Annotated in this window: 20 protein-coding genes; 5 read left to right on the top strand and 15 right to left on the bottom strand. The window is 72.3% G+C overall.

Annotation, left to right across the window (positions count from 1 at the left end):
* Window positions 1–29: 29 nt before the first annotated feature.
* From ACNNMR_RS32815 to rimP, 8 genes are all read right to left on the bottom strand, one after another.
* Window positions 30–3587, bottom strand: a complete 3558-nt coding sequence (locus ACNNMR_RS32815) for a serine protease (protein ID WP_419998320.1) — start codon at window positions 3585–3587, stop codon at window positions 30–32.
* Window positions 3588–3723: 136 nt separating this feature from the next.
* Complete coding sequence (truB, locus tag ACNNMR_RS32810; protein ID WP_419998319.1) at window positions 3724–4644, bottom strand: tRNA pseudouridine(55) synthase TruB; 921 nt, start codon at window positions 4642–4644, stop codon at window positions 3724–3726.
* The gene (rbfA, locus tag ACNNMR_RS32805) at window positions 4644–5081 is read right to left on the bottom strand and encodes a 30S ribosome-binding factor RbfA (protein ID WP_419998318.1); all 438 of its coding nucleotides are present in this window, start codon (window positions 5079–5081) and stop codon (window positions 4644–4646) included. Before rbfA ends, truB begins: the two co-directional genes overlap by 1 nt.
* 33 nt (window positions 5082–5114) lie before the next feature.
* On the bottom strand, window positions 5115–5411 hold the full coding sequence (locus ACNNMR_RS32800; protein ID WP_419998317.1) for a DUF503 domain-containing protein: 297 nt from the start codon (window positions 5409–5411) through the stop codon (window positions 5115–5117).
* 106 nt (window positions 5412–5517) lie between these two features.
* Window positions 5518–8613, bottom strand: a complete 3096-nt coding sequence (gene infB / locus ACNNMR_RS32795) for a translation initiation factor IF-2 (RefSeq protein ID WP_419998316.1) — start codon at window positions 8611–8613, stop codon at window positions 5518–5520.
* 147 nt (window positions 8614–8760) lie between these two features.
* Entirely contained in the window at window positions 8761–9054 is a 294-nt protein-coding gene (locus ACNNMR_RS32790; protein WP_419998315.1) for a YlxR family protein, read from the bottom strand.
* A gap of 487 nt (window positions 9055–9541) precedes the next feature.
* Window positions 9542–10528 carry a transcription termination factor NusA gene (gene nusA / locus ACNNMR_RS32785; RefSeq protein ID WP_419998314.1) on the bottom strand — a complete coding sequence of 329 codons (987 nt, stop codon included), beginning with the start codon at window positions 10526–10528 and terminating at the stop codon, window positions 9542–9544.
* Between the two features lie 2 nt (window positions 10529–10530).
* Window positions 10531–11037, bottom strand: coding sequence for a ribosome maturation factor RimP (rimP, locus tag ACNNMR_RS32780; protein ID WP_419998313.1), 507 nt, complete (start codon window positions 11035–11037; stop codon window positions 10531–10533).
* Window positions 11038–11165: 128 nt separating this feature from the next.
* On the opposite strand from rimP, the gene ACNNMR_RS32775 reads away from it, so the two are divergent.
* Genes ACNNMR_RS32775 through ACNNMR_RS32760 form a run of 4 tightly spaced genes read left to right on the top strand, consistent with a single transcriptional unit; the run spans window position 11166 to window position 15165 of the window.
* A complete protein-coding gene (locus ACNNMR_RS32775; protein ID WP_419998312.1) occupies window positions 11166–11690 on the top strand; it encodes a hypothetical protein in 525 nt (174 codons plus the stop codon).
* 11 nt (window positions 11691–11701) lie between these two features.
* On the top strand, window positions 11702–12277 hold the full coding sequence (locus tag ACNNMR_RS32770) for a ferritin-like domain-containing protein (protein WP_420000561.1): 576 nt from the start codon (window positions 11702–11704) through the stop codon (window positions 12275–12277).
* Window positions 12278–12335: 58 nt separating this feature from the next.
* Window positions 12336–13295, top strand: coding sequence for an aminoglycoside phosphotransferase family protein (locus ACNNMR_RS32765; protein ID WP_419998311.1), 960 nt, complete (start codon window positions 12336–12338; stop codon window positions 13293–13295).
* A gap of 25 nt (window positions 13296–13320) precedes the next feature.
* Window positions 13321–15165 carry a penicillin-binding transpeptidase domain-containing protein gene (locus ACNNMR_RS32760; protein ID WP_419998310.1) on the top strand — a complete coding sequence of 615 codons (1845 nt, stop codon included), beginning with the start codon at window positions 13321–13323 and terminating at the stop codon, window positions 15163–15165.
* 4 nt (window positions 15166–15169) lie between these two features.
* On the opposite strand, the gene ACNNMR_RS32755 is transcribed toward ACNNMR_RS32760, so the two are convergent.
* The 7 genes from ACNNMR_RS32755 to dxr all read right to left on the bottom strand — a co-directional run bounded on the left by ACNNMR_RS32755 (window position 15170) and on the right by dxr (window position 24859).
* On the bottom strand, window positions 15170–17692 hold the full coding sequence (locus tag ACNNMR_RS32755; protein ID WP_419998309.1) for an ATP-dependent Clp protease ATP-binding subunit: 2523 nt from the start codon (window positions 17690–17692) through the stop codon (window positions 15170–15172).
* A gap of 54 nt (window positions 17693–17746) precedes the next feature.
* Window positions 17747–19447: a proline--tRNA ligase gene (locus ACNNMR_RS32750; protein ID WP_419998308.1), complete on the bottom strand. Its 1701-nt coding sequence runs from the start codon at window positions 19445–19447 to the stop codon at window positions 17747–17749.
* A 43-nt stretch (window positions 19448–19490) separates the two neighbouring features.
* Window positions 19491–20024: a GNAT family N-acetyltransferase gene (locus tag ACNNMR_RS32745; protein WP_419998307.1), complete on the bottom strand. Its 534-nt coding sequence runs from the start codon at window positions 20022–20024 to the stop codon at window positions 19491–19493.
* Between the two features lie 28 nt (window positions 20025–20052).
* Window positions 20053–20901 (bottom strand): GNAT family N-acetyltransferase, encoded by an 849-nt coding sequence (locus tag ACNNMR_RS32740; protein ID WP_419998306.1) that lies wholly within the window; start codon window positions 20899–20901, stop codon window positions 20053–20055.
* Window positions 20902–20964: 63 nt separating this feature from the next.
* Complete coding sequence (gene ispG / locus ACNNMR_RS32735; protein WP_419998305.1) at window positions 20965–22119, bottom strand: flavodoxin-dependent (E)-4-hydroxy-3-methylbut-2-enyl-diphosphate synthase; 1155 nt, start codon at window positions 22117–22119, stop codon at window positions 20965–20967.
* 149 nt (window positions 22120–22268) lie between these two features.
* Window positions 22269–23585, bottom strand: a complete 1317-nt coding sequence (locus ACNNMR_RS32730) for a M50 family metallopeptidase (protein WP_419998304.1) — start codon at window positions 23583–23585, stop codon at window positions 22269–22271.
* Window positions 23582–24859, bottom strand: coding sequence for a 1-deoxy-D-xylulose-5-phosphate reductoisomerase (gene dxr, locus ACNNMR_RS32725; RefSeq protein WP_419998303.1), 1278 nt, complete (start codon window positions 24857–24859; stop codon window positions 23582–23584). The genes ACNNMR_RS32730 and dxr overlap by 4 nt, the downstream gene beginning before the upstream one ends.
* 101 nt (window positions 24860–24960) lie before the next feature.
* Here dxr and ACNNMR_RS32720 point away from each other — a divergent pair, with 101 nt between their 5' ends.
* Window positions 24961–25746 carry an ArsR/SmtB family transcription factor gene (locus ACNNMR_RS32720; protein WP_419998302.1) on the top strand — a complete coding sequence of 262 codons (786 nt, stop codon included), beginning with the start codon at window positions 24961–24963 and terminating at the stop codon, window positions 25744–25746.
* Window positions 25747–25757 lie beyond the last annotated feature (11 nt).

The following is a 25757-nucleotide window of genomic DNA, read 5'->3' as shown; positions in this document are numbered from 1 at the left end:
GTCCAGTCAGCCCACGTGCCGCGGTCCAGTCACCCCGCCTGCCGCGGCTCCGCCCCCAGCGACACCTGCGCGCTCGGCCCGATCACCGCCGACCAGTCCTCCGGTGCCTCGTCCAGCCACGAACGCAGCAGCCGGCCGAAGCCCGGATGTTCCCGCGCCAGGCTCACCAGCCGCAGGTCGAAGGCGGCCGCCCCCTCCGCCGCCGAGGCGCCGGAGGCTCCCGAGGCCCCCAGCAGCCCGAGCCGGTGCACCAGGTCCCGGGTCCGCCAGTCGGCCCGCCGCGCGCTGCCGCTGGCCGCGGCCACCAGCAGCGCGTCGAGCACCCCCGGGTCGCGCTCCCGGTCCAGCAGCACGGCGAGCAGCTCCCGCCGCAGCGGCCGCGACTCCCGGCTGCCGGGCGCGGCGACGACGGCCGCGAGCGCGCGGCGGACGGCCGGCGGGTGGGTGGTGATGAGTTCCACACCGAGCGGGTGCAGGATCGAGCGCGCGGCCGCGCCGTCCTCGAGCCGCCGGTCGAAGTAGCGGGCGACGGCGCCGGCTCCCTCGGGGTGGTGGGTGGCGTACTCCCGTACCAGCGCCGCCGCCCGCCGCGCGAGCGCCGCCGGGGTACGCACCCGGGCGAGCGCGTCGAGCACCTCCCCGGCGCCGAGGCCCGGCTCGTGCAGCCGCGCCCGGAAGGCCCGCAGCACCTCCTCCGGGTGGCTGGCCAGCGCGGGCACGAAAGACGCGGCGGGCAGCCGCACGTCCCCGGCCGCGAAGAGGGTGAGGGCGTGCGCCAGATATTCGGCGCGGGTGTCCTTGTTCCGTACGAGAATGACCAGCGCGGGCCCGTACAGCTCCCACTCCTCCGGCAGCGCGAGCAGCGCCTGCGCGGCGTACCGCAGCAGCTCCCGGTCGGCGGCGGTGCGGGCGTGCGGCGCGGTCTTCATCCCGTACGCCGCCGCGGCCGTGTGCCGCTCCGGACGCCGGTCGTGCGACCAGCGGTCCACGGCCCGGCACATGGCGGGCGTCTCGTCCTCGCACAGGGCGGCGAGGAGCTGCTCGGCGCGCGGGTGGCCGCAGTCCAGCAGCGCGTCCGCGAGGTCGTCGACGGCGTGCCCGCGCAGGGTGTGCAGCAGCGCCTGCGCGGCATCGGCGACAGTGGCCCCCTCGGCGCCCGGCAGCTGCCGGTCGTCGTCGAACCACTTGAGGAGCAGCGGCTGTACGACCCCGGGCTCGGCCCGCAGCAGGTCCCCGGCCGCGGTCAGGAAGGCGGAGGGCCGCGCCGGGTCGGCGGGCACCAGCCGCCGCAGCAGCGCCAGCCGGTGCTCCACCCCGACGGGCAGCCGCGCCCAGAACCCCGGCCCGAACGGCGCCAGCACCGCCCCCGCCGCGGCCAGCCCGCCCTCGGCCGCCGCCCGCGCCAGGATCCGCTCGGCGAGCAGCCGCAGCACCGGCAGGTACGCCTCGGCGTCCGGCAGCTTCCGGAGCGTCCCGGCCAGCAGCCGCGAGGCCCACCATTCGCCGGGCTCCACCGGCTCGGCGGTGAAGTCCTCGCCGTACTCCTCCCGCACCTCCTGATCCCGCCGCGCGAAGGTGTCCACGGCCTGCACCAGGTCTTCGAGCCGCGCCGCCAGCTCGCTCGCCCCCTTGCGCCGCTCGACCGCGAGCAGCGCCTCGATCACCGGCCCGATCCGGTGCGCGGGCACGGGCCGGCTCCGCTGCCCCCGGCCGCCCGCGCCCCCGCCGCGGGCCGGCAGCGCCTCGGGCCCTGCCCAGCGGTGTACGAGCCCGCGCAGCGCGGCATCCGCATCAACATGCCCGCCCTGCAGCCACTCGGCGAACTCCTCCTCGGCGAACCGGTATCCGCCCCCCGCGGGCACCAGCAGCCCCTCCCCCAGCACGGCCCGCGCCCACCCCGTCTGCCAGGGGAACAGCTCCTCGAAGTCCTCCCGCTCCAGCGCCCCCTGCCCGGGCCCCAGACACCGCCGCGCCGCCTCGTGCACCCGCCCCGCCACCCGCGCCGCCAGCCGCCGCAGCCAGTCCGGCTGATCGGGCGCCCGCCCCTCCGCCGCGAGCCGCTCGGCGACCCGCAGGCAGACCAGGTCCAGATAGGCGGAGAAGACCTCCCGCCGGGTCGCCCGCCCCTCGGGCTCCCCGCCGACGGCCGCGCGCACCTCCCCCGCCAGCCGGATCGCCAGCGGATGCCGCGCGTCCCGCGGCGCGAGCGCACTATCCGGCACCCCGCAGCGGCGCCGCAGCGCGGCGGCCTCGGTGGCGTCGAGGTCATCGAGCTCGATGCTGGGCAGCTGATGCCGTACCTGCGGCGGAAAGAGCGCCCCGAGCCGCTCCCAGAACTCCGGCCGGCACCCCACGACCAGCCGGGCCCCATAGTCCCGCAGCCACGTCACCGTGTCCGCGACCCAGCCGACGAGGTCATCCGCGAGCACGGGCGGCATGTCCTCAGGGGCGTCGAGGAGTACGAGCAGGGGGCGGCCCGCGTCCCGGGCCACGGCGGCGGCCGCATCCGCACCGGCATCCGCGGCCACGTCCACCTCCCCGCCCTGGCCCGCGCCCGCCTCCGCGCTCACGCCCGCGCCCAGCCACCCGCCTGCCTCCGCGCTCAAGCGCACGCCGAAGCCGGCGCCGGCCTCCGCTCCCGCCCCCACGACCTCCACCGCGCTCGCCGCGAACTCCCGCTCCACCGCCTCCCGCAGCCCCCCGTCCGCCACCCGCAGCTCGGCCCCCCGCACCCACACCGCGGGCTGCTGCTCCCGGCCCAGCGCCGCGAGCTCATGCGTACGCCCCGTACCGGGCTCGCCGACGACCCCCATCACCTGCCCGGCCGCCCCGGCAAAGCCGTCGAAGGCGTCCGTCACCCGCTCCCGCCGCACCCCGCGCGCGGCCGTCCGCGAGGCCCGCGCCACCGACTCCCGCCCCAGCCGCAGCACTCCGGCGAGATTGAGATCGCCGCCGTACGCCGCGACCGCCGCCCCGTTCGCCGCCAGCGCCTCCCGCAGCGCCTCGGCCCGCCCGCTCGCGACCAGCGCCGGCATCGTCACGGCGGCCCGCGGCGGCACCGCGAACGACACCCCGCTCCGCCCCGCGTGCAGCGCCGCCCCGAGCACCCCGACGACCGCTCCGGTACGGGCGTCCACCACCGGCGCCCCCGCCGGATGCCCGCAGTGTCCGAGCTCCTCATCGGGCGGCAGCGTGAGCGCCAGCGCGGGCTCCAGCAGGTGGAAGGCGTCGGTGGCGGTGTAGGTGGCGGCCCCCGCACCCACCACCTCGCCGTCGAGCGTGCCCCGCGGCAGGTGCACCCGTACGGCCGTCCCCTCCACGGCCACGGGGTGTGCACCCACCACGAACGGCTCGGCCACCGGCTGCCCGGCCCGCACCAGCGCGAGCCCCGCCTCCGGCAGCTCGGTCACCGCGTCGGCGTCGACCAGCCAGGTCTGCTCGGCCCCCGCCGGGTGCAGCACCAGGCAGGCGAGCCCGTCCACGGCCTCGTGCGAAGTGAGCAGCGTGCCCCGGTCGTCGACGGCGAAGGCGACGCCCCGCGGCCGCCCGGCGAGGTCACGAATCCGCACGACCGTGCCATCGCCCATCCAGCTGCCCTCCGTTCGCCCAGGGCATGGCTAGCCCCGGGCGCACGCCAAGAAACGACGTTTGGAGCGGTGCGCCCCCGTATCACTCCAACGGGCTACCGCGCGCTGGGTTGGGGGTTTCAAAGCCGGGCAACGGCTATGCGAAAACCGCCAGGCTCTTCACCTTTTCGCCCTGGCGCTCCAGCAGCGCGAGCAGCGCGCCGTCCGGGCCGAAGGCGGCCACCGGGCCGTCGCTCTCCAGCCCCGCCGGCCAGGCGATGCGCACGCCGTGCGACAGCAGCCGGGCCTGCTCCGGGTCCACGTCCCACCGCGGGAAGGCGGCGGCTGCGGCGTCGGCCAGCGGCAGCACGGGCAGCTCGCCCAGCTCGGCGGCCTCCTCCAACTGCGCCAGCGTGTGCGCCCCTTCGAGGTCGTACGGGCCGACCCGGGTCCGCCGCAGCGCGGTGAGGTGCCCGCCGACGCCGAGCGCGGTGCCGAGGTCGCGGGCGAGGGCGCGGATGTACGTACCGGAGGAGCACTCGACGGTGACGTCGAGATCGGTCACGGGGGTGCCGTCCGCGGCCTGCGCCTCGCGCGTCTCGTGCAGCGCGAAGGAGTACACGGTCACCGGCCGGGCCGGCAACTCGACGTCCTCCCCCTCCAGCACCCGCTTGTACGCGCGCTTGCCGTCGATCTTGATCGCGCTGACCTTCGACGGGACCTGCATGATGTCCCCGGTCAGCTCCGCGATCTCCGCGTCCACCGCGCCGGGCGGCAGGTCCGAGCAGCCCGCCGACTCGACGACATCGCCCTCGGCGTCATCGGTCACGGTCGTCTGCCCGAGCCGGATGGTCGCCGCGTACTCCTTCTCGGTGAGCGCGAGATGCCCGAGCAGCCGGGTCGCCTTCTCCACCCCGACCACGAGCACCCCCGTGGCCATGGGGTCCAACGTCCCCGCGTGCCCCACCCGCCGGGTCCGCGCCAGCCGGCGCAGCCGCCCGACCACATCATGCGAAGTAAGACCCGACGGCTTGTCCACGATGACAAGACCGTCGGGTCCTTTGCGCCGCTCTGCCATTACGCTTCGGCGTCCTCGTCGTCCTTCTTGTACGGGTCCGCGTCGCCGGCATACTGGGCGCCGGTGGAGGCGGAGCGTACCTGCTCGTCCTTCGCGCGGGCCCGTGCGAGGGCGTCGTCGATGGACTTGGCGTTCTCCGGGACCGCGTCCGCCACGAACTCCAGCGACGGGGTGTGCTTCACCCCGGCCGCCGCGCCGACCGCGGAGCGGAGCACGCCCTTGGCGCTCTCCAGGCCCGCGGCGGCGGCCGCGCGCTCCTCGTCGTCGCCGTACACGGTGTAGAAGACCGTCGCCTCGCGCAGGTCGCCCGTGACACGGGTGTCGGTGATGGTCACGCGACTGCCGAGCCGCGGGTCCTTGATCCCGCGCATCAGCTTCTCGGCGACCACCTCGCGGATGAGGTCGGCGAGCCTCTTCGCCCTGGGGTTGTCGGCCACGGTGGTCTCCTTGTGTCGCGCGCTGTGCTTCTTTTAGTCGTCTTCGTCGTTGTGCAGCCGCCGCCGTACGGACAGCAGCTCCACCTCCGGACGCCCCGCGAGCAGCCGCTCGCAGTGGTCCAGCACATCGGTGAGGTGCCCGACGTCCCCGGAGACCACCGCCAGGCCGATCTCGGCCCGGCGGTAGAGGTCCTGGTCGCCGACCTCGGCGACGCTGACCGCGTACTTGCGGTGCAGCTCGGCGACGATCGGGCGGACGACGGATCGCTTCTCCTTCAGCGACCGTACGTCGCCGAGGAGGAGGTCGCAGGACAAGGTGCCTGTGAACAAATGAGTCCGGATGACCCGCCGGTGCGGGATAGGGGCAGCAAAACAAGAGGAGTGGGGCCGGACCCCGGGACGTATGCCCGGAGCCCGGCCCGATCAGCCGGCAGGGTCAGCCGCGCGGCTTCTCCCGCATCTCGTACGTCGCGATGACATCGTCGATCTTGATGTCGTTGAAGTTTCCGAGGTTGATACCACCCTCGAAACCGTCGCGAATCTCGGTGACGTCGTCCTTGAAGCGGCGCAGGCCGGTGATGGTGAGGTTCTCCGCCACCACCTTGCCGTCGCGGACGATCCGGGCCTTGGAGTTCCGCTTGACCTCGCCCGAGCGGACGAGGACACCGGCGATGTTGCCGAGCTTGGACGAGCGGAAGATCTCGCGGATCTCCGCGGTGCCGAGCTCGACCTCCTCGTACTCCGGCTTCAGCATGCCCTTCAGGGCCGCCTCGATCTCCTCGATTACCTGGTAGATCACCGAGTAGTAGCGGACGTCGACACCCTCGCGCTCGGCCATCTGCGTCGCGCGGCCTTCGGCGCGGACGTTGAAGCCGATGACGATGGCGTCGGAACCCGTCGCCAGGTCGATGTCGGTCTCGGTGACCGCACCCACGCCGCGGTGCAGGACGCGCAGGTCGACCTCTTCACCGACGTCCAGCTGCATGAGCGAGGACTCGAGCGCTTCGACCGAACCGGACGCGTCGCCCTTGATGATGAGGTTGAGCTGCTGCACCTCGCCGGCCTTGAGCACCTTGTCCAGGTCCTCCAGGGAGACGCGACGCGTGCGCTTGGCGAAGGCCGCGTTCCGCTCGCGGGCGGCGCGCTTCTCGGCGATCTGACGGGCCGTACGGTCCTCGTCGACCACCAGGAAGTTGTCGCCGGCGCCCGGGACGTTGGTCAGACCAAGCACCAGAGCAGGCGTCGAAGGACCGGCCTCCTCCAGGTTGTTGCCCTTGTCGTCGAGCATCGCGCGGACACGGCCGTGGGCGTCGCCGACCACCATCGTGTCGCCGACCTTCAGCGTGCCTCGCTGGACCAGGACGGTCGCCACGGCGCCGCGGCCGCGGTCGAGGTGCGCCTCGATGGAGATGCCCTCGGCGTTCTGGTGCGGGTTGGCGCGCAGGTCGAGCGACGCGTCGGCGGTGAGGACGACGGCCTCCAGCAGGGAGTCGATGTGCAGACCCTGCTTGGCGGAGATGTCGACGAACATGGTGTCGCCGCCGTACTCCTCGGCGATCAGCCCGTACTCGGTCAGCTGGCCGCGGACCTTGGTCGGGTCCGCACCCTCGACGTCGATCTTGTTGACCGCGACCACGATCGGCACCTCGGCCGCCTTGGCGTGGTTCAGCGCCTCGATCGTCTGCGGCATCACACCGTCGTTCGCCGCCACCACGAGGATCGCGATGTCGGTGGACTTCGCACCGCGGGCACGCATGGCGGTGAACGCCTCGTGACCCGGGGTGTCGATGAAGGTGATCTTCCGCTCTTCGCCGTTGACCTCGGTCGCCGCCTGGTAGGCGCCGATGTGCTGGGTGATGCCGCCGGCCTCACCCTCGATGACGTTGGTCTTCCGGATCGCGTCCAGAAGGCGCGTCTTACCGTGGTCGACGTGACCCATGACGGTCACTACCGGCGGCCGGGCGGTCAGCTCTTCCTCGCCGCCCTCGTTCTCACCGAACTCGATCTTGAAGGACTCGAGCAGCTCGCGGTCCTCCTCCTCCGGGCTGACGATCTGAACCGTGTAGTTCATCTCTTCGCCGAGGAGGGCAAGGGTTTCGTCGGAGACAGACTGCGTGGCGGTGACCATCTCGCCCAGGTTGAACATCACCTGGACCAGCGACGCCGGGTTGGCGTTGATCTTCTCTGCGAAGTCGGTGAGCGACGCGCCACGGGAGAGACGCACGGTCTCGCCCTTGCCGCGCGGAAGCATCACGCCGCCGATGGACGGCGCCTGCATCTGCTCGTACTCCTGACGCCTCTGGCGCTTGCTCTTACGGCCACGACGCGCGGGACCGCCGGGACGCCCGAAGGCACCCTGCGTACCGCCACGGCCACCCGGACCACCGGGACGACCGCCGAAGCCGGGACGGCCGCCGAAGCCGCCGCCACCACCGGGACGACCCGGGGCACCGCCGCCGCCACCGCCGCCGGGACGACCGGCGAAGCCGCCGCCGCCACCGGGACGACCGCCGCCACCGGCGCCGCCCGGACGGCCACCGCCGCCGGGACCACGCCCGCCGCCGGGACCGCCACGGCCGCCACCCGGGCCACCGCCCGGACGCGGGCTGGGCGCGGGACGCTGCGGCATCATGCCGGGGTTCGGACGCGGGCCGCCGGGACGCGGACCTGCCGCACCCTGGCCGCCGCCCTGACCGCCCTGCGGCCGGGGCATGCCGCCCGGGCTCGGACGGCCGCCGCCCTGACCCTGCGGACGCGGGCCGCCGCCACCCTGGCGCTCACCAGGAGCACCGGGGGCGGGACGGGCGCCGCCGCCGGGACGGGGCGCCTGCGGGCGCGCCATGCCGGTGGAGCCGCCGGAAGTGAAGGGGTTGTTGCCCGGACGCGGACCGGCCGGACGGCCGCCCGGACGCGGAGCCTGACCACCGGGACGCGGCGCGCCGGGGCGCGGGGCGCCGCCTTGACCGCGCTCGCCCTGGCCGCGCTCGCCCTGACCGGGGCGGGCGGCGGGGCGCTGGCCCTGCTGGCCGCTCGGCCGCGGCGCCTGGCTGCCGGGCTTAGGGCCCGCCTGGCCGGAAGCGGCCGGGGCCGCCGGCGGGGCGGTGAACTCCGGGGAGGCCGGCGCGGCGGGCGCCGGCTTCGGTGCTGCCTTGGGGCCCGGACGCGGGCCGGGCGCGGGGGCGCTCGGCGCGGCGGGCGTTACGGGACCGCCCTCGGCGGCCGGCGGCTTCGGAGCCGCCTTCTTCTCGGCCGAAGGCTCCTCGGCGGGCGGCTTGGGGGCCGCCGGCGCGGGCGCGGCGGGCTTGGCGCCGCCGGGCGCTGCCTTCGTCTTTGCCGCCGGCTTCCCCGCGGGCTTGGCGCCACCGGCGCCATTGCCCGTCTGGAAAGCATCGGTCAGCTTGCGTACTACCGGCGCCTCGATGGTCGAGGACGCCGAACGGACGAATTCGCCAAGTTCGTTGAGCTTGGCCATGACGACCTTGCTCTCAACTCCGAACTCCTTGGCGAGCTCGTATACCCGGACCTTAGCCACTTTGCTCCTTCTGGTCCGGGTGGTGTCCGCCGGACCGTCGCTACTTATGCATGCGCGTACTCATCGCGTACTCATCGAGTGCTCATCGCAATCTCGACCTACTTCCGACTCGCGAGGTACCTCACCGGACGGGGATCCGTCCGGCTGTTAACGGTCTTGCTTCTCCTGCTGCTGCCTGCCTACGTGCTCGGTCAGCCCGTCAGTACCGAGCGGCCCCCGGCCACGGAAGGCCCGGGTGAACGCCCGGCGGCGGACCGCCAGGTCGAGGCATGCCTTTGCGGGGTGCAGATAGGCACCCCGGCCGGGCAGCGTACCGCGATCGTCAGGGACGACTTCGTCCCCGACCACCACCACACGCAGCAGATCGCTCTTGGCCGCTCGCTCCCGGCAGCCCACGCAGGTGCGCTCTGGGCACGCCCGGGCGTGCGTCCGGCCAGACACGATGTTAAGTCTACCTCCCCGGTGCGGGCTCACCCCATTGGGGCAGTGATCGAACCGTTGTCTTGGACTCTACGGGGGCGGCCGCGGCCGCGCCCGGGGTTTTTTGGGCCCCACCCACCCGCCCGTTGCTCGGTGCGACAGGGGTGGGACGGGCGGGCACAGCCCGGCGCCCTGCTGCCGCGAGCAGGACACGGCCGACCGTGGCTGCACCACGACGGCGCTAGGACGCGGCCGACCGTACCCGTGCGCCACGAGGGCGCGGGGCGAGTCGCGGGGGACCGCACCCGGGTGCGTAACGAGGGCGCGGGGCGGGGGTGCGCCCGCAGCGCGGGGATGAGCAGCACGCGCCAGCCAAAGATGTCGGTGCCGCGTGAGGACGTACCCCCGCCCCGCGCCCGCCCCACGACCCGGACGGCCCCGTCCCGCCCCCGCACCCCGGACGGCTCCGCCGTCACCGCACACAGCAACGGGCGGGCGGGTGGGTCGATCAGCCGGCAGGCTGCTCCGTGTCGGGGCGGATGTCGATCCGCCACCCCGTCAGCCGCGCCGCGAGCCTCGCGTTCTGGCCTTCCTTGCCGATCGCCAGCGACAGCTGGTAGTCCGGCACCGTCACTCGCGCCGAGCGCGCCGCCAGGTCCACCACCTCGACCTTGCTCACCCGCGCCGGGGACAGCGCGTTAGCGACAAGGTCCGCCGGGTCGTCCGACCAGTCGACGATGTCGATCTTCTCGCCGCCCAGCTCCGCCATCACATTCCGCACCCGGCCGCCCATCGGCCCGATGCACGCGCCCTTCGCGTTCAGCCCCGACCGCGTCGACCGCACCGCGATCTTCGTACGGTGCCCGGCCTCCCGCGCGATCGCCGCGATCTCCACGGACCCGTCCGCGATCTCCGGCACCTCAAGCGCGAAGAGCTTCTTCACCAGATTGGGATGCGTCCGCGACAGCGTCACCGACGGACCCCGCACACCCTTCGCCACCCGCACCACATAGGTGCGGATCCGCGTCCCGTGCTTGTAGTCCTCCTCCGGCACCTGCTCCTGCACCGGCAGGATGGCCTCCAGCTTGCCGATGTCGACGAGGACGTTGTTCGGGTCCTTGCCCTGCTGGACGACGCCCATGACGACGTCGCCCTCGCGGCCCGCGTACTCGCCGAAGGTGACCTCCTCCTCGGCGTCCCGCAGCCGCTGCAGGATGACCTGCTTCGCGGTCGTCGCGGCGATCCGGCCGAAGCCCGACGGGGTGTCGTCGAACGCCTGGGCCTCCTGCCCCTCCTCCAGGTCGTCCGCGTCCTCCTTCGCCCACACGGTCACGTGACCCGTGTCGCGGTTCAGCTCCACCCGCGCCTGCTGGCGGCTGCCTTCCGTGCGGTGGTAGGCGATCAGCAGCGCGGACTCGATGGCCTCGACGAGCAGGTCGAAGGAGATCTCCTTCTCCCGCACCAGACCGCGCAGCGCGCTCATGTCGATGTCCACGGCTACGCCCCTTCTTCCTCGGTGTCCTTCGGGGACTTGCGGTTGAACTCCAGCTCGACACGCGCCTTCGCGATCTCGTCGAAACCCACCCGGCGGGCCTTGGGCTTGCGCCCCTTCACGCCGGGGATCTCCAGGTCGAGACCGTCCTCGTCCACCGCGGTGATACGGGCCACCAGCTCCTCGCCCGCCTCCAGCTGCAGCTTGACCAGCCGGCCAACGGCCCGGCGGTAGTGGCGGAGCTCGGTGAGCGGCCGCTCGGCTCCTGGCGACGTCACCTCGAGCACGTAGGGCTGGTCGCCCAGCGGCTCCTTCGCGTCCAGCACCTCGGAGATCGCCCGGCTCAGCTCGGCGCAGGCGTCCAGCTCCACCCCGTCGTCGGAGTCGACCACGACGCGCAGGACCCGGCGCTTGCCGGCGGGTGTCACCTCGATCTCCTCTAGATCGAGGGAGCGCTCGTGCACGAGCGGTTCAAGCAGTTCGCGCAGCCTCTCGCTCTGGGTGGTGCTCATCCGGGTGACTCCTCGGCCGCGTGTGCTGTTGTCGTGGGCGGTGTGCGGCTTTGGTGCCGCAGGGTGCGTGTCCTGTCAAAGGGTATCCGCTCCACGACCTGGGCGGCGCCCACAGGTACGCTCGGGTCGTGCTGATCAAGGTTTCCCCCCGCAGGAGCGTTCTCAAGGCCGCGCTGGCCGCGGGCGCGGTCGGGGTCACGGGCTGTTCGACGGCCGGTGAGGGCGAGGATGCGCCCAGTCCTTCCGAGGAGCTGCGGATGCGGCGGCAGGCCGCGCGGGCGTCCGGCGAGCTGATGCGGCGCTACGACGCGACGGTCGCCGCGCACCCGGACCTGGCCGAGCCGCTCATGCCGCTGCGTAACGATGTGGCGTCGCATGTGACGGCGTTCAGCGGCAGGCGCGACCCCGGCAAGACGTCCCCGTCTCCCAAGCCGTCGACATCGACGTCCAAGGCGCCGAAAGCGCCCGAGGCGCCGCCCGTACCCGACGATCCCAAGCAGGCCCTCGCCCGCCTGGTCGAGGCCGAGCGGCGCACCGCCGACACTCACACCGAGGCCCTCTCCGGCGCCCCCGGCGAGCTGGCCCGGCTGCTGGCCGCCGTGGCCGCGGCGGGCGCGGGGCACGCATACCTGCTGGCGGAGGTGGACGCGTGAGCGACGACGAGCTGACGGCACGCGATGCGGCGGAGGCCGCGCTGCGCGGGGAGCACGCCGCGGTGTACGGGTACGGCGTCGTCGGCGCCCGGATCGACGCCGGCCGGCGCCAGGAGGCCGACACCGCCTACGACGCGCACCGCGCGCGCCGCGACGCGATGGCCCGGGTCGTACGCGACCTCGGCGGCGCCCCGAAGCCCTCCGCGGCGGCGTACGCGCTGCCGTTCGCGGTGCCCGACTCCGCGGCCGCGGTGCGGCTCGCCGCCCAGCTGGAGGACCGTCTTGCCGGGGTCTACGCCGATCTGGTGCGGGCCGGCGAGGGCAAGGTGCGTACGGATGCGGCCGCGGCGCTGCGCGAAGCGGCGGTCCGGGCGGTGCGCTGGCGCGGGACGGGCGTAGCCTTCCCGGGTCTGGCCGAACGGGCACACGGCGCCACGGCGGAGCCCTCGCGCGGTTCGCGGGAGGGGGCCGGGAGCGACGGCGGGTCAGGATCGGGTACCGACGAGGGCTCCGAGTACGACCCGAGCGGGTCCGAGTCGCAGCCAGGCACTGATCCGGGTACCGAACCCGGTACGGGCCCGGTGTGATCGCCGGCACCAGCACGCTGACCAGCACAAACGGCGGGATCGTAAGGAAGTGTCGTCCATGGCATCCGCAGGGCGCCCGACGCCCGGTCTGCAGCCACCGCAGCGGCTCGAGCGCGCCGTCGCGGGGGCGGCGGGGCCCGGCGCCGCGGCCGCGCAGGAGTGGCTCAGCGGGCTGCCGGAGCTGGCGTCCGCGTACCTCCAGCGCTGGGAGCTCACCCCGGAGCGGGTGCAGGCGCCCGGCGGCCGCAGCTCGCTGGTGGTGCTGGTGCGGCAGGCCGGCGGCGAGCCCGCGGCGCTGAAGCTCGCCAGGCCCGGCGCCGGGCACGAGCAGGAGCCCGCCGCCCTCGCCCGCTGGGACGGCCGCGCGGCGGTGCAGCTGCTGCGGGCGGCGCCCGAGGACGGCGTGCTGCTGCTGGAGCGGCTGCGGCCGGATGTGAGCCTGCGGTCGCTGCCGGAGGCCAAGGCGATGCTGGAGGCGGCGAATACGCTGCAGCGGCTGTGGCTGGAGCCCTCGCCGGAGGACGACGGCTTCCCGACGGTGGGCGCGTATACGGACGTCCAGGCGGAGTCGCTGGAAGCCCGGCGCGACAATCCGTACGCGATCGTCGCCGCGGCCCTCATCGACGAGGCGCTGGCGGCCCGCGCCGACCTGCTCGCCTCGGACGGCGAGGCGGTGGCCGGGCCCGTATCGCTGCTGCACGGGGACTATCACCAGGGGCAGGTGCTGGCCGGTGAGCGGGCGCCGTGGCTGGCCATCGATCCGCAGCCGGTGGTGGGCGAGCGGGCGTACGACCTGGCGTGGCTGGTCCGCGACCGCCTCGACACCCTGATCGGGTCCCCTGGCGCGGCGGCCGCGACGCGGCGGCGGATCGGGCGGCTGTCCGATCTGCTGGAGGTGGACCGGGAGCGGCTGCGGGCGTGGACCCTGTTCCGGTGTGTGTCCACAGGCGTGGCGGCGCTCGCGGACGGGGACCGGCGGAGCGGGGAGCTTTTGCTGGAGTTCGCCGGGTTGCTGTAACCGTGGTCAACTACGCTGCGGAGCTATGCGTTTGCCCCGGTGGGTCGTGATCGTCCTCGCACTTGTGCTGGTGGGTGCCGGGACGGGTGCCGTCCTGCTCTTCACCGGCGGTGAGGATCACAAGGGCGCCCGGGACGAGGTGCGGGCCTTCCTCGACGCCTGGGGCGACAAGAAGGACGCACAGGCCGCCCGGCGCACCGACAATCCCAAGGCCGCGGCCGATCTCCTGGAGTCCGTACGCCGCAATCTGGCGCCCGAGAAGGCGGAGTTCGAGCTGTCCGGGGACGCCCGCGAGCTGAAGGGCGGGGCGGTGGCGGTGCCGTACCGCGCCGATCTGGAGCTCGACACGATCGGGCCGTGGGAGTACGCGGGCGAGGCCGTCGCCGAGCCGCGCGGGGACGGCTGGCGGGTGCGCTGGGAGCCGCGGCTGCTGCATCCGAAGCTCAAGGCGCATCAGACGCTCGTGCTCAGCAAGAAGCGGGCCGAGCGGGCGCCGATCCTCGGCTCCGGCGGGGCGCCGCTGGCGGCGGACGGGAAGGTGTGGGAGGTCGGCATCTGGCCCGCGCGGCTCAGCGACCCCGACGAGGCGTACGAGGCGCTGGACGACCTGGACGCCGGGATCGACATCCCGGAGCTGAAGAAGCGGGTGAAGGCGGGCAAGGAGAAGAACCCGGACCGGTCCATCCCTGTCGTGACGCTGCGCGACGCCGCGTACCAGAAGGCGAAGGGCAGGCTGCTCGACATCTCCGGGCTGCAGTTCCGCGACGCCAAGCAGCCCGTCGCGTACCGCGCCCGCGCACTCGTCGGCTCGGTGACGCCCGGCAGCGACAAGGGCGCCTCCGGGCTGCAGGCCCGCTATGACAAGCAGCTGCGCGCCGCCCCTGCCGCCCAGGTGGTCATCGCCGACCGCGACACCGGGCAGCCGAAGCGGACGCTCGCCAAGCGGGCGGCGGGCCACGGGAAGCCGGTACGGACGACCATCGACCCCGCGCTGCAGGCGGCCGCGGAGGGCGCGGTGGGGAAGGTCAAGAAGAGCGCGTCGCTGGTGGCGGTGCGGCCGACCGACGGGCGGATCCTCGCCGTCGCCGACAACTCCGGGGCGGAGCGCGCGCTGAGCGGGCGCTATCCGCCGGGCTCGACCTTCAAGGTGGTGACGACGGCCGCGCTGCTCGACAAGGGCGTGCGCGGCGGCACGCGGGTGGACTGCCCGAAGTACGAGCGGGTAGCCGGGCAGCGGTTCGAGAACCAGGACGAGTTCGACCTGCCCAAGGGCACCACCTTCGAGCAGTCCTTCGCCAAGTCCTGCAATACGGCCTTCATCGGCCTGCGCGACAAGCTCGGCGACGGCAGCCTCACCGACGCGGCGAAGGCCTTCGGCATCGGCGGCGAATGGCAGGTCGGCGCGACCACCTTCGACGGCAGCGTGCCGGCGCCGAAGAGCGAGAACGAGAAGGCGGCGTCGATGATCGGCCAGGGGCGGGTGGAGGCGAGCCCGCTGGTGATGGCGTCGGTGGCGGCCACGGTCAAGGAGGGCGGCTTCCATCAGCCCGTGCTCGTACCGGACGCGGCGAAGAAGCGCTATCAGGCGCCCGCGAACCTGGACGGCAAGCGGGCGGACGAGCTGCGCACGCTGATGCGCAAGGTCGTCACCGACGGGTCGGGGTGGGCGCTGAAAGGGCTGCCGGGGCAGCCGCACGCGAAGTCCGGCACCGCCGAGTTCGGTACGGCGAAGCCGCCGAAGACGCATGCCTGGATGATCGGCTTCCTGGGCGACCAGGATCTGGCGTTCGCGGTGCTGATCGAGGACGGCGGGTCGGGCGGGAAGGACGCGGGGCCGGTGCTGGCGGACTTTCTGAAGCGGACGAGCTGAGGGCTCAGGCCGCTTCGGGGAGCTCCTCGTCGAGGGTCGAGGCCTCCTCGTGCCGTACGGACAGCCGCAACTCGTTGTCGACGATGTCGGCCACGATCGTGTCCCCCGGCTCCGCCTCGCCGCCGAGCAGGATGGACGCGATCCGGTTGTCCAGCTCCGTCTGCAGCGTGCGGCGCAGCGGGCGGGCGCCGAACTCGGGCTGGTGCCCGAGCGCGACCAGGCGCTTCTTCGCGGCCTCGGTGACCTCCAGCTCCATGCCCTGGGCCCGTACGCGGCGGCGGCTCTTCTCCAGCAGCAGATTGATGATGGTCGACAACTCGCCCTCCCCGAGGCCGTGGAAGATGATGATCTCGTCGATGCGGTTGAGGAATTCAGGGAGGAAGCGCCCGCGCAGGTCCTCCATCAGGTCGTCCTTGATCTCACTGACATCCCCGTGGTGGGCAAGGATCCGCTGCGCGCCGATATTCGACGTCATGATCACGACGGTGTTCCGGAAATCGACCGTACGGCCCTGGGCATCGGTCAGCCGCCCGTCGTCCAGGACCTGCAGCAGCGCCGAGAAGACATCCGGATGCGCCTTCTCCACCTCATCGAAGAGCAGCACGCTGTACGGCTGCCGCCGCACCTTCTCCGTCAGCTGCCCGGCCTCCTCATGGCCCACATATCCGGGCGGCGCCCCGATCAGCCGCGACACCGTGTGCTTCTCCTGGAACTCGCTCATGTCGAAGCGGATCATCCGGTTCTCGTCACCGAAGAGCAGCTCCGCGAGGGCCTTCGCCAGCTCGGTCTTGCCGACGCCGGTCGGCCCGAGGAAGAGAAAAGAACCGACCGGCCGATTCGGATCGCCCATCCCGGCCCGCCCCCGCCGGACCGCCTCCGAGACCGCCGTCACCGCCTCCTCCTGCCCCACCACCCGGCTGTGCAGGGCGTCCTCCAGCTTCAGCAGCTTGTCCTTCTCGCTGGCGGTCAGCTGGGCCACGGGGATGCCCGTACGCCGCGACAGGATCTCCGCGATATCGCCCGCGGTCACCGCCATCACGCCCTCGCGCCGCTCCTCCACCCCGGCCAGCTCGGCCTCGGCGTCGGCGATCTGCCGCTTGAGCTCGCTCGCCTTCGCGTAGTCCTCGGCGGCGACCGCCTCGTCCTTCTCCCGCGTCAGCTTGGCGACCTTGTCCTCGCGGTCGGTGACCTCGCTGGACTTGCCGAGCGACTTCAACCGCACCCGCGCACCCGCCTGGTCGATCAGGTCGATGGCCTTGTCGGGCAGGAAGCGGTCCGAGACATAGCGGTCCGACAGCTCGGCGGCCGCGGTGAGCGCCTCGTCGGCGAAGCGGACCTGGTGGTGCGCCTCGTACGCGTCCCGCAGCCCCTCCAGGATCTGGATGGTCTCCTCGACGCTCGGCTCCGGGACCATGACCGGCTGGAAGCGGCGCTCCAGGGCGGGGTCCTTCTCGATGTGCTTGCGGTATTCGTCGATGGTCGTGGCGCCGACGACGTGCAGTTCGCCGCGGGCGAGGGCGGGCTTGAGCATGTTGCCCGCGTCCATGGCGCCCTCGCCGCTGCTGCCGGCGCCGACGACGGTGTGCAGCTCGTCGATGAAGAGGACGGTGTCCTCGGCGGCCTTGACCTCATCGATGACGTTCTTCAGCCGCTCCTCGAACTCGCCGCGGTACTTCGACCCGGCGACAAGACCCGCGAGATCGAGCCCGATGACCCGCTTGCCTTCGAGCGACTTGGGCACCTCACCGGCGATGATGCGCTGGGCGAGCCCTTCGACGATGGCGGTCTTGCCGACTCCGGGCTCCCCGATCAGCACGGGGTTGTTCTTGGACCGCCGCGACAGAATCTCGACGGTCTGCTCGATCTCCTCGGCCCGCCCGACGACCGGGTCGAGCTTCCCGGACCTGGCCTCCTCGGTGAGGTCACGGCCGTACTCGTCCAGCGTCGGCGTCTCGCTGTCGTCCTTGGCCGCGGGCACGCCTTCCGCCCGCGAGGCCTTGTCCGTGGCCTTGGAGAGCTTCGCGGGATCGGTTCCGTACGCCTCCAGCAGCCGCCCCGCGCCCGAAGCCGGGTCGTCCAGGAGCGCGCCGAGGATGTGCTCGGGCCCGATGTACGACACCCCGGCCGCCTGCGACCGGGCATGCGCGGCGATCAGCACCCGCTTCGCGGCGGGGGTGAGGCCCGGCTCCGACGACGCCGACGAGCCCTCCCCCGGCAGCACCCGCTCGATGGCCGCGCCGAGCTGCCCGGGGTCGGCGCCCGCCTGCTGCAGCACGCTACGCGCCGGCTCCACCTGCGTACACGCCCACAGCAGGTGCTCGGTGTCCAGGTCCTCGCTGCCGTCCTGCTGCGCCCGCTGCTGGGCGGTGCCGATCAGCTCGCGCGCGGAGTCCGTGAGCAGCCGCCCGATCGGCACCCGCTGCACCTGGGGCGGGGCGGAGCCCGGGGACATCCCGAAGAAGCGGTTGAGGATCTCCGAGAAGGGGTCCTGGGATCCGTAGGAGCCGAAGGGCGGCATAGAGCTCATGCCACCACTAGAGCAAGGCCCCCGTATGGCCGCAAAAGGTGCGCCGCGACCGGGTTACGCCGTCAGCCGCCGCACGGCCTCATCCAGCTCCAGCTCCTCGCTCGTGCCCGCGCGGCGGTCCTTGAGCTCCACGATCCCGTCCCCGATCCGCCGCCCGACCACGAGCACCCGCGGCACCCCGATCAGCTCCGCGTCGGTGAACTTCACGCCCGGCGACGCGGCCCGGTCATCGACCACGACCCGCACCCCCGCGGCCGCGAGCCGCTCCGAGACCTCCAGCGCCGCCTCGATCTGCACGGCCTTCCCGGCCGCGACGACGTGCACGTCGTACGGGGCGATCTCGGCCGGCCAGCACAGCCCCTTCTCGTCGCTGGTCTGCTCGGCGAGCGCGGCGACGGCCCGGGAGACCCCGATGCCGTACGAGCCCATGGTGACGCGGGCCGGCTTGCCGTCCTTGCCGAGCACGTCGAAGCGGTAGGTGTCCGCGTACTTCCGGCCGAGCTGGAAGATGTGCCCGATCTCGATGGCCCGGTCGAGCCGCAGCCCGGCCCCGCACTTCGGGCACGGGTCGCCGTCCTGGACGACCACGACATCCACGTACTGGTCGACCTCGAAGTCCCGCCCGCACACCACATTCCTGGCGTGCGTGTCGGGCTTGTTGGCCCCGGTGATCCAGGCGGTCCCGGGCGCGATCCGCGGGTCGGCGAGGTAGCGGACCTTCTGCAGCCCCTGCGGCCCCACGTACCCCCGCACCAGGTCGGGCCGCCCGGCGAAGTCCTCGGCGGTGACGATGTCGACCTCGGCGGGCGCCAGCAGCTCGGCCAGCTTGCCCAGGTCCACCTCCCGGTCGCCGGGCACGCCGACCGCGGTGATCTCGCCGTCCACCTTCACCAGCAGGTTCTTCAGCGTCGCGGAGGCGGGCACGCCGAGGTGCTCGGCGAGCGTCTCGATGGTGGGGGTGTCCGGGGTGTCGAGCTCCTCGATGGGCCCATGCGCCGAGCCGTCGACGGCGGCGACCTCGGTCCGTACCGCCTCCGTATTGGCGGCGAAGTCACACGCCGGGCAGTCGGCGAAGGTGTCCTCGCCGGCCGGAGCGGGCGCCAGGAACTCCTCGGACGCCGACCCGCCCATGGCGCCCGAAATCGCCGAGCAGATCCGGTAGTCGAGTCCGAGCCGCTCAAAGATGCGCTGGTAGGCGGCGCGGTGCAGGGCGTACGAGGCGTCCAGCCCCTCATCGCTCGCATCGAAGGAGTACGAGTCCTTCATCTGGAACTCGCGCCCGCGCAGAATTCCCGACCGCGGCCGCGCCTCGTCCCGGTACTTCGTCTGGATCTGGTACAGGATCGCGGGCAGGTCCTTGTACGACGAGATCTGCTCCTGCGCGACCTGCGTGAACAGCTCCTCGTGCGTCGGCCCGAGCACATAGTCGGTGCCCTTGCGGTCCTGCAGCTGGAAGAGCAGGTCCCCGTACTCATCGGCGCGCCCGCTGGCCTCGTAGGTCTCCCGCGGCAGCAGGGCGGGCAGGAGCACCTCCTGAGCGCCGATGGCGTCCATCTCTTCCCGTACGACGCGGGTGACGTTCTCGAGCACCTTCTTGCCGAGCGGCAGCCAGGTGTAGACACCGGCGGCGGCGCGGCGCACGTATCCGGCGCGGACCAGCAGCTTGTGGCTGGCGGTCTCGGCGTCGGCCGGGGCGTCGCGCAGGGTCTTCAGCATCATTCGGGACATGCGCTGGACGCGCGGTGCGGTGCTCATGCGGGGAGATTATCGGTACCTGGGCGCGCGCCAAAAACGGGTATCACCGGCTGAGCGGCAGCTCGGCCCCCATCACCACATACGGCGCGGGCGCGGACGGGAAGATCACCCTGCGTGCGAGGTCCTGATACCCGAGCTGCCGGTACAGCCGCCGGGCCGGGCTCTCCACATCGATCGCGGACAGGATCGACTTCGGCTCCACCGCCGCGTCCGTGATCTCGGTGATCAGCCGCCGCCCGATCCCGCGCTTCTGGAATGCCGGGTGAACGTGCAACTCGGTGATGACAAAGGCGTCATCGAGCCACCGCTCGCCGCCGGTGTCCCGCAGATAGGGCTGGACGACGGTGGACCACCAGTAGACCCGGTTGTTGGGCATCCCGTAGACGAATCCGGCCAGCCGCCCCTCGGCGGTGGTGGCCCCAAGAGAGCGCACCCCGGCATTGGCGGCGTGCCGCAGCACGACGTGCCTCCGCACCCCGATCTCGTCATCGGTGAGACCGAACGCAAGCGCCTGCACGGCCAGCGCGTCATCGACGCGGGCGGCGAGGTCCAGGGGGCCGATGACGACGTCGTCCATGAGCGCGCATGCTACCGCCCCGGCAGGCTCAGAAAAGCACGCTCATGAAAGCGCCGACCTCGCGGAAGCCGATCCGTCGATACGCGGCCCTGGCCGTGGTGTTGTAGTCGTTGACGTACAGGCTCACCACCGGCGCCACCTCGCGCAGCGCGAAGCGCAGCACCGCCGTGAGGCCGGTCTCGGAGAGGCCCCTTCCCCGGTGCTCGGGGGCCACCCACACGCCCTGGATCTGGCAGGCGTGGGACGTGGCCGCGCCGATCTCCGCCTTGAAGACGACCTGGCCGTTCTCGACCCGGGCGAAGGAGCGGCCCGAGCCGACCAGCTCGGCCACCCGCGCCTGGTACATGAGCCCGCCGTCCCCCGCCATCGGCGAGACCCCGACCTCCTCGGTGAACATGGCCACGCACGCCGGCATGATCATTTCCATCTCGTCCTTACGGACCCTGCGCACCAGCGGATCGGGCCGGATGTCCGCCGGCAGCTCCGTGGTCACCATCAGCGGCTGGTGCGCCCGCACCTCCCGCGCCGGGCCCCAGCTCGGCTCCAGCAGCGCCCACAGCTCGCTCGTGGGCCCGACGGGCCCGACGATCGACGAGCACCGCCGCCCCGCCCGCAGCGCGCGCTCCGCGAAGCCGCGGATCGCCGCGGGTTCTGCGCATACGGGCACCAGGTTCGCGCCCGCGTAGCACAGCGACTGCAGCTTGCCCTCGGCGTCGTACCAGCCCCACATCTCGCCGCCGAGGCGCCAGGGGTCGAGGCCCGCGGACTCCACCCGGGCGGCGACGAAGGCATTGGCGACCGGATCGCGGTCGAGCACCGCGCGGGCGTAATCGAGGTCGCCGGGTTCCAGGACCCGGGTCTCACCGGTCGTCAACACAGCCGCACTTTACCTGCACGAAGGGCTTACGCGCGCGTCGCAACGAGGCCGTAACGGAGCCGCTCAGCTGACGCTGACCTGCGGCTCCCCCGAGAGCGTGCCGTCCTTCTCCATCTGCTCGGCGATCTTCATGGCCTCGTCGATGAGGGTCTCCACGATCTTCGACTCGGGCACGGTCTTGATGACCTCGCCCTTGACGAAGATCTGGCCCTTGCCATTGCCGGAGGCGACGCCGAGGTCGGCCTCGCGGGCCTCGCCCGGGCCGTTGACGACGCAGCCCATGACCGCGACGCGCAGCGGGACCTCCATGCCGTCGAGACCGGCGGAGACCTCGTCGGCGAGCTTGTAGACATCCACCTGGGCGCGGCCGCAGGACGGGCAGGAGACGATCTCCAGGCGGCGCTGGCGCAGGCCGAGGGACTCCAGGATCTGGATGCCGACCTTGCACTCCTCCGCGGGCGGCGCGGACAGCGAGACCCGGATGGTGTCGCCGATGCCCTCGCTGAGCAGCGCGCCGAAGGCGACCGCCGACTTGATGGTGCCCTGGAAGGCCGGACCGGCCTCGGTCACGCCGAGGTGCAGCGGGTAGTCGCACTGGGCGGCCAGCTGCCGGTAGGCGTTGACCATGACCACCGGGTCGTTGTGCTTCACCGAGATCTTGATGTCCCTAAAGCCGTGCTCCTCGAAGAGCGAGCACTCCCACAGCGCCGACTCCACCAGCGCCTCGGGGGTGGCCTTGCCGTACTTCGCCAGCAGCCGCTGGTCGAGCGAGCCGGCATTGACGCCGATCCGGATCGGGGTGCCGGCCGCGGACGCGGCCTGGGCGATCTGCTTGACCTGGTCGTCGAACTTCTTGATGTTGCCCGGGTTCACCCGGACCGCGGCGCACCCGGCGTCGATCGCCGCGTACACATACTTCGGCTGGAAGTGGATGTCGGCGATCACCGGGATCTGCGACTTCTTCGCGATCACCGGCAGCGCATCCGCGTCGTCCTGCGTCGGGCAGGCGACCCGGACAATCTCACAGCCCGACGCCGTCAGCTCCGCGATCTGCTGCAGCGTGGCACCGATGTCGGAGGTCCGCGTCGTGGTCATCGACTGGACGGAGACGGGGGCGTCTCCGCCCACCGCGACCTTTCCGACCTGCAGCTTCCGGCTGACGCGACGGTCGGCGAGCTTCAGCGGCACGGACGGAATACCGAGCGAAACAGCAGTCATCTGGCGGCAACCCCAAGCATTCGAATCTACGGCCCTGGGCGAGCGGGCTCAGCCTTCGAGGTTACGTCACGCCGGTGGCCGGAAGAACTCGCCACCTAGAACATCACTGGATCTGTGGACGAACTGCGACATGAGCGGACGCAGCCCGGCTAACCCGTGAGCTTTACCGGATTGACCAGGTCCGCTACCAGCACCAGCAGCGTGAAGCAGATGAAGATCCCGGCCACCACATACGCCACCGGCATGAGCTTCGCGACATCGAAGGGGCCGGGATCCGGCCGCCGGAACACCTTCGCCGCCTGCCGCCGCACCGACTCCCACAGCGCGCCCGCGATGTGCCCGCCGTCGAGCGGCAGCAGCGGGAGCATGTTGAACAGGAACAGCGACAGGTTGAAGCCCGCCACCAGCAGCAGCATGGAGGCGACCCGCTGCTCGGGCGGAATGTCCAGGTTCAGCACCTCGCCGCCGACCCGGGCCGCGCCGACGACGCCGACCGGGGAGTCGTCCTTGCGCTCGCCGCCGTTGAAGGCGGCGTTGTACAGGTCGGGGATCTTCGACGGCAGCGCGATGAGGGCGTCGACGCCGTTGGCGACCATGTCGCCCATCCGCTCCACCGACTGCCCGAAGTCCTGCTGGACGACGCCGCGGGCCGGGGTGAAGCCGAGGAAGCCCGCGTTGACGTACTCGCCGTCCACGTACGAACCGCGGCCGTCGGTCTTGGCGACCTGGTTCTTGATCAGGGTGGCGTGCAGGTCGAGCTGCTTGCCGTCGCGCTCGACCGTGACGGTGGCCTTGCCGATGGTGCCGCGGATGTCGGACTGCAGGTCGTCCCAGTCGCCGACCTTGTCGCCGTTGAAGGCGACGATCTTGTCGCCCTTCTGCAGCCCCGCGGCCCTGGCGGGCGCGGCCGGGTCCTTGTCGGTGCACTTGCGGTCGGGGTCCTTGGACACCACGGACTGCTGCAGCACGCAGTCGGAGACCGCGCCGACCGTCGTGGTCTGGGTGGTGATGCCGAAGGTCATCATCACGCCCATGAAGACCACGACCGCGAGGATCAGGTTCATGAACGGGCCCGCGAACATCACGATGACCCGCTTCCACGGGGCCCGGGTGTAGAAGAGCTTGGTCTCGTCGCCGGGCTTCAGCTCCTCGTACGCCGCCGCCCTGGCGTCCTCGATCATCCCGCGGAACGGGGACGTGGACCGGGCCTGCAGCTTCCCGTCCTTGCCGGGCGGGAACATGCCGATCATGCGGATGTAGCCGCCGAGCGGGATGGCCTTGATGCCGTACTCCGTCTCGCCCTTCTTGCGCGAGAAGATCGTCGGGCCGAAGCCGACCATGTACTGCGGCACCCGGATGCCGAACATCTTGGCCGTGGAGAGGTGGCCGAGCTCATGCCAGGCGATGGAGACCAGCAGGCCCACGGCGAAGACGACGATGCCGAGGATCGTCATGAAGGTGGTCATCCGCGGGCCTCCGCCGTCTGCTCAATTCCTGCGAGCTCCCGGGCGCGCGCCCGCGCCCAGCTCTCCGCCTCAAGGACGTCGGCGACCGTGAGGCGCCCTCTTGAAACAATAGAGCCCGTGGCCGGGGTGCCGTGCTCGGTGACGACGTCCGTCACAGTGTCCATGATTCCGTTGAACGGCAACCTGCCATCGAGGAAAGCGGCCACGCACTCCTCATTGGCGGCGTTGAAGACCGCCGGCGCGGTGCCACCCAGCGAGCCTACGTGGCAGGCGAGCGGAACGGACGGGAACGCCTGCTCGTCGAGCGGGAAGAACTCCCAGGTCGAGGCCGTACTCCAGTCGAAGGCCGGCCCGGCCTCCGGCACCCGGTCCGGCCAGCCCATGCCGAGCGCGATCGGCAGCCGCATGTCCGGCGGCCCGGCCTGCGCGAGGGTGGAGCCGTCGGTGAACTCGACCATGGAGTGCACATAGGACTGCGGATGCACGACGACCTCGATGCGGTCGAAGGGCACGTCGAAGAGCAGATGCGCCTCGATGACCTCCAGGCCCTTGTTGACCAGGGTGGAGGAGTTGATCGTGACGACCGGGCCCATGCTCCAGGTGGGGTGCGCGAGCGCCTGCTCCGGGGTTACGGCCTCCAGCTGCTCTCGCGTACGCCCTCGGAAGGGCCCGCCGGAGGCGGTGACGACGAGCTTGCGCACCTCGGCGCGGGTGCCGCCGAGCAGCGCCTGGAAGAGGGCGGAGTGCTCGGAGTCGACCGGGATGATCTGGCCGGGCTTGGCGACGGCCTTCACGAGCGGGCCGCCGACGATGAGCGACTCCTTATTGGCGAGCGCGAGGGTGCGGCCTGCTTCGAGGGCGGCGAGGGTGGGCGCCAGGCCGATCGAGCCGGTGATGCCGTTGAGGACGGTGTGGCACTCGGAGCCGGCCAGCTCGGTGGCGGCGTCGGGGCCGGCGAGGACCTCGGGCAGCGGCTCCGAGGTCCCGTACTCCGCCTTGAGCGCCTCGCGCAGATCGTCCGCCTTGCTCGCGTCGGCGACCGCGACCGTACGGACCCCCAGCTGCCGCGCCTGCTCGGCCAGCAGCGCGACCCGGCCGCCGGCCGCGGACAGCGCCGTGACCCGGAAGCGGTCCGGGTTGCGCAGCACGATGTCGGCGGCCTGGGTGCCGATGGAGCCGGTCGAGCCGAGGATCACGATCTCCCGCGGGCCGCCGTCGGGCGTGGCGGGCGGGAGCAGACGGGGGTCAGCAAGGGGCGCTGGACGGTCGGTCATGGCGTCCATTGTGTCGCGTGGCGGCGGTACGGCCAGCACCGCCCGCCGGATTGACAGGCAACCATTTGGTTGCCAATCTGGAGTGGAGGGGGTCGGTGCTGATGGATGAGGTGTTCAAGGCGCTCGCGGACGCGAGTCGCAGGCGGCTGCTGGACCGGCTGAACGAGCGGAACGGCCAGACGCTGCGCGAGCTCTGCGAGGGGCTGGCGATGAGCAGGCAGGCGGTGAGCAAGCACCTGGCGGTGCTCGAGGCCGCGGGCCTGGTCAGCGCCGTAAAACGCGGCCGGGAAAAGCTGCACTACCTCAACCCCGTCCCCATCCACGAGATCGCCGACCGCTGGATCGGCCAGTACGAGCGAGGCCGGATGGCGGCGCTCGGCAACCTGAAGAACGCCCTGGAAGGAACGGCGATGAGCAAGCCCGAGTACGTCTACACGATCTACATCCACACCACGCCCGAGAAGCTCTGGGAGGGCCTGACCAGCCCGGAGTTCCTGAAGCAGTACCACGGCGGCTACGCCCCGTCCTCCGACTGGCAGGTCGGCTCGAAGGTGCTGTGGCCGGTCGAGGACGGCGGCGAGCCGCAGGACCTCGGCCAGGTCGTCACCGAGTCGGAGCCGGGCAAGCGGCTCGCGTACACGTGGCACACGCTGCAGCCGATGCATCAGGAGATGTTCGGCATGAGCGACGCGGAGTTCGCGGAGGCCGTAAAGGAGCGCTCGAAGGTGGCCTTCGACATCGAGCCGGCCGAGGTGCCGGAGGCGGGCGTAAAGCTGACGATCACGCACGACGGCTTCACCTCGGCCGACTCCAAGATGCTCGAGGGCGTCAGCGGCGGCTGGACGATGATGATGTCCGAGCTGAAGTCGATCCTCGAGAAGGAGTAGCGCCTTTTCGG

This window comes from Streptomyces boninensis (assembly GCF_048572725.1).
GTDB classification, from domain to species: Bacteria; Actinomycetota; Actinomycetes; order Streptomycetales; family Streptomycetaceae; genus Streptomyces; species Streptomyces boninensis.
Note: the sequence above shows the minus strand (reverse complement) of the source record. Positions and strands in the feature narration are given on the sequence as shown.

Bases quoted from the DNA above. Each gene is read 5' to 3' on its own strand.
- ACNNMR_RS32720 (WP_419998302.1), top strand. From the start codon at position 24,961: ATGGATGAGGTGTTCAAGGCGCTCGCGGACGCGAGTCGCAGGCGGCTG.
- dxr (WP_419998303.1), bottom strand. From the start codon at position 24,859: ATGACCGACCGTCCAGCGCCCCTTGCTGACCCCCGTCTGCTCCCGCCC.
- rimP (WP_419998313.1), bottom strand. From the start codon at position 11,037: ATGAGCACCACCCAGAGCGAGAGGCTGCGCGAACTGCTTGAACCGCTC.
- ACNNMR_RS32730 (WP_419998304.1), bottom strand. From the start codon at position 23,585: ATGACCACCTTCATGACGATCCTCGGCATCGTCGTCTTCGCCGTGGGC.
- ispG (WP_419998305.1), bottom strand. From the start codon at position 22,119: ATGACTGCTGTTTCGCTCGGTATTCCGTCCGTGCCGCTGAAGCTCGCC.
- ACNNMR_RS32765 (WP_419998311.1), top strand. From the start codon at position 12,336: ATGGCATCCGCAGGGCGCCCGACGCCCGGTCTGCAGCCACCGCAGCGG.
- ACNNMR_RS32755 (WP_419998309.1), bottom strand. From the start codon at position 17,692: ATGAGCTCTATGCCGCCCTTCGGCTCCTACGGATCCCAGGACCCCTTC.
- truB (WP_419998319.1), bottom strand. From the start codon at position 4,644: ATGGCAGAGCGGCGCAAAGGACCCGACGGTCTTGTCATCGTGGACAAG.
- ACNNMR_RS32750 (WP_419998308.1), bottom strand. From the start codon at position 19,447: ATGAGCACCGCACCGCGCGTCCAGCGCATGTCCCGAATGATGCTGAAG.
- ACNNMR_RS32760 (WP_419998310.1), top strand. From the start codon at position 13,321: ATGCGTTTGCCCCGGTGGGTCGTGATCGTCCTCGCACTTGTGCTGGTG.
- ACNNMR_RS32815 (WP_419998320.1), bottom strand. From the start codon at position 3,587: ATGGGCGATGGCACGGTCGTGCGGATTCGTGACCTCGCCGGGCGGCCG.
- ACNNMR_RS32745 (WP_419998307.1), bottom strand. From the start codon at position 20,024: ATGGACGACGTCGTCATCGGCCCCCTGGACCTCGCCGCCCGCGTCGAT.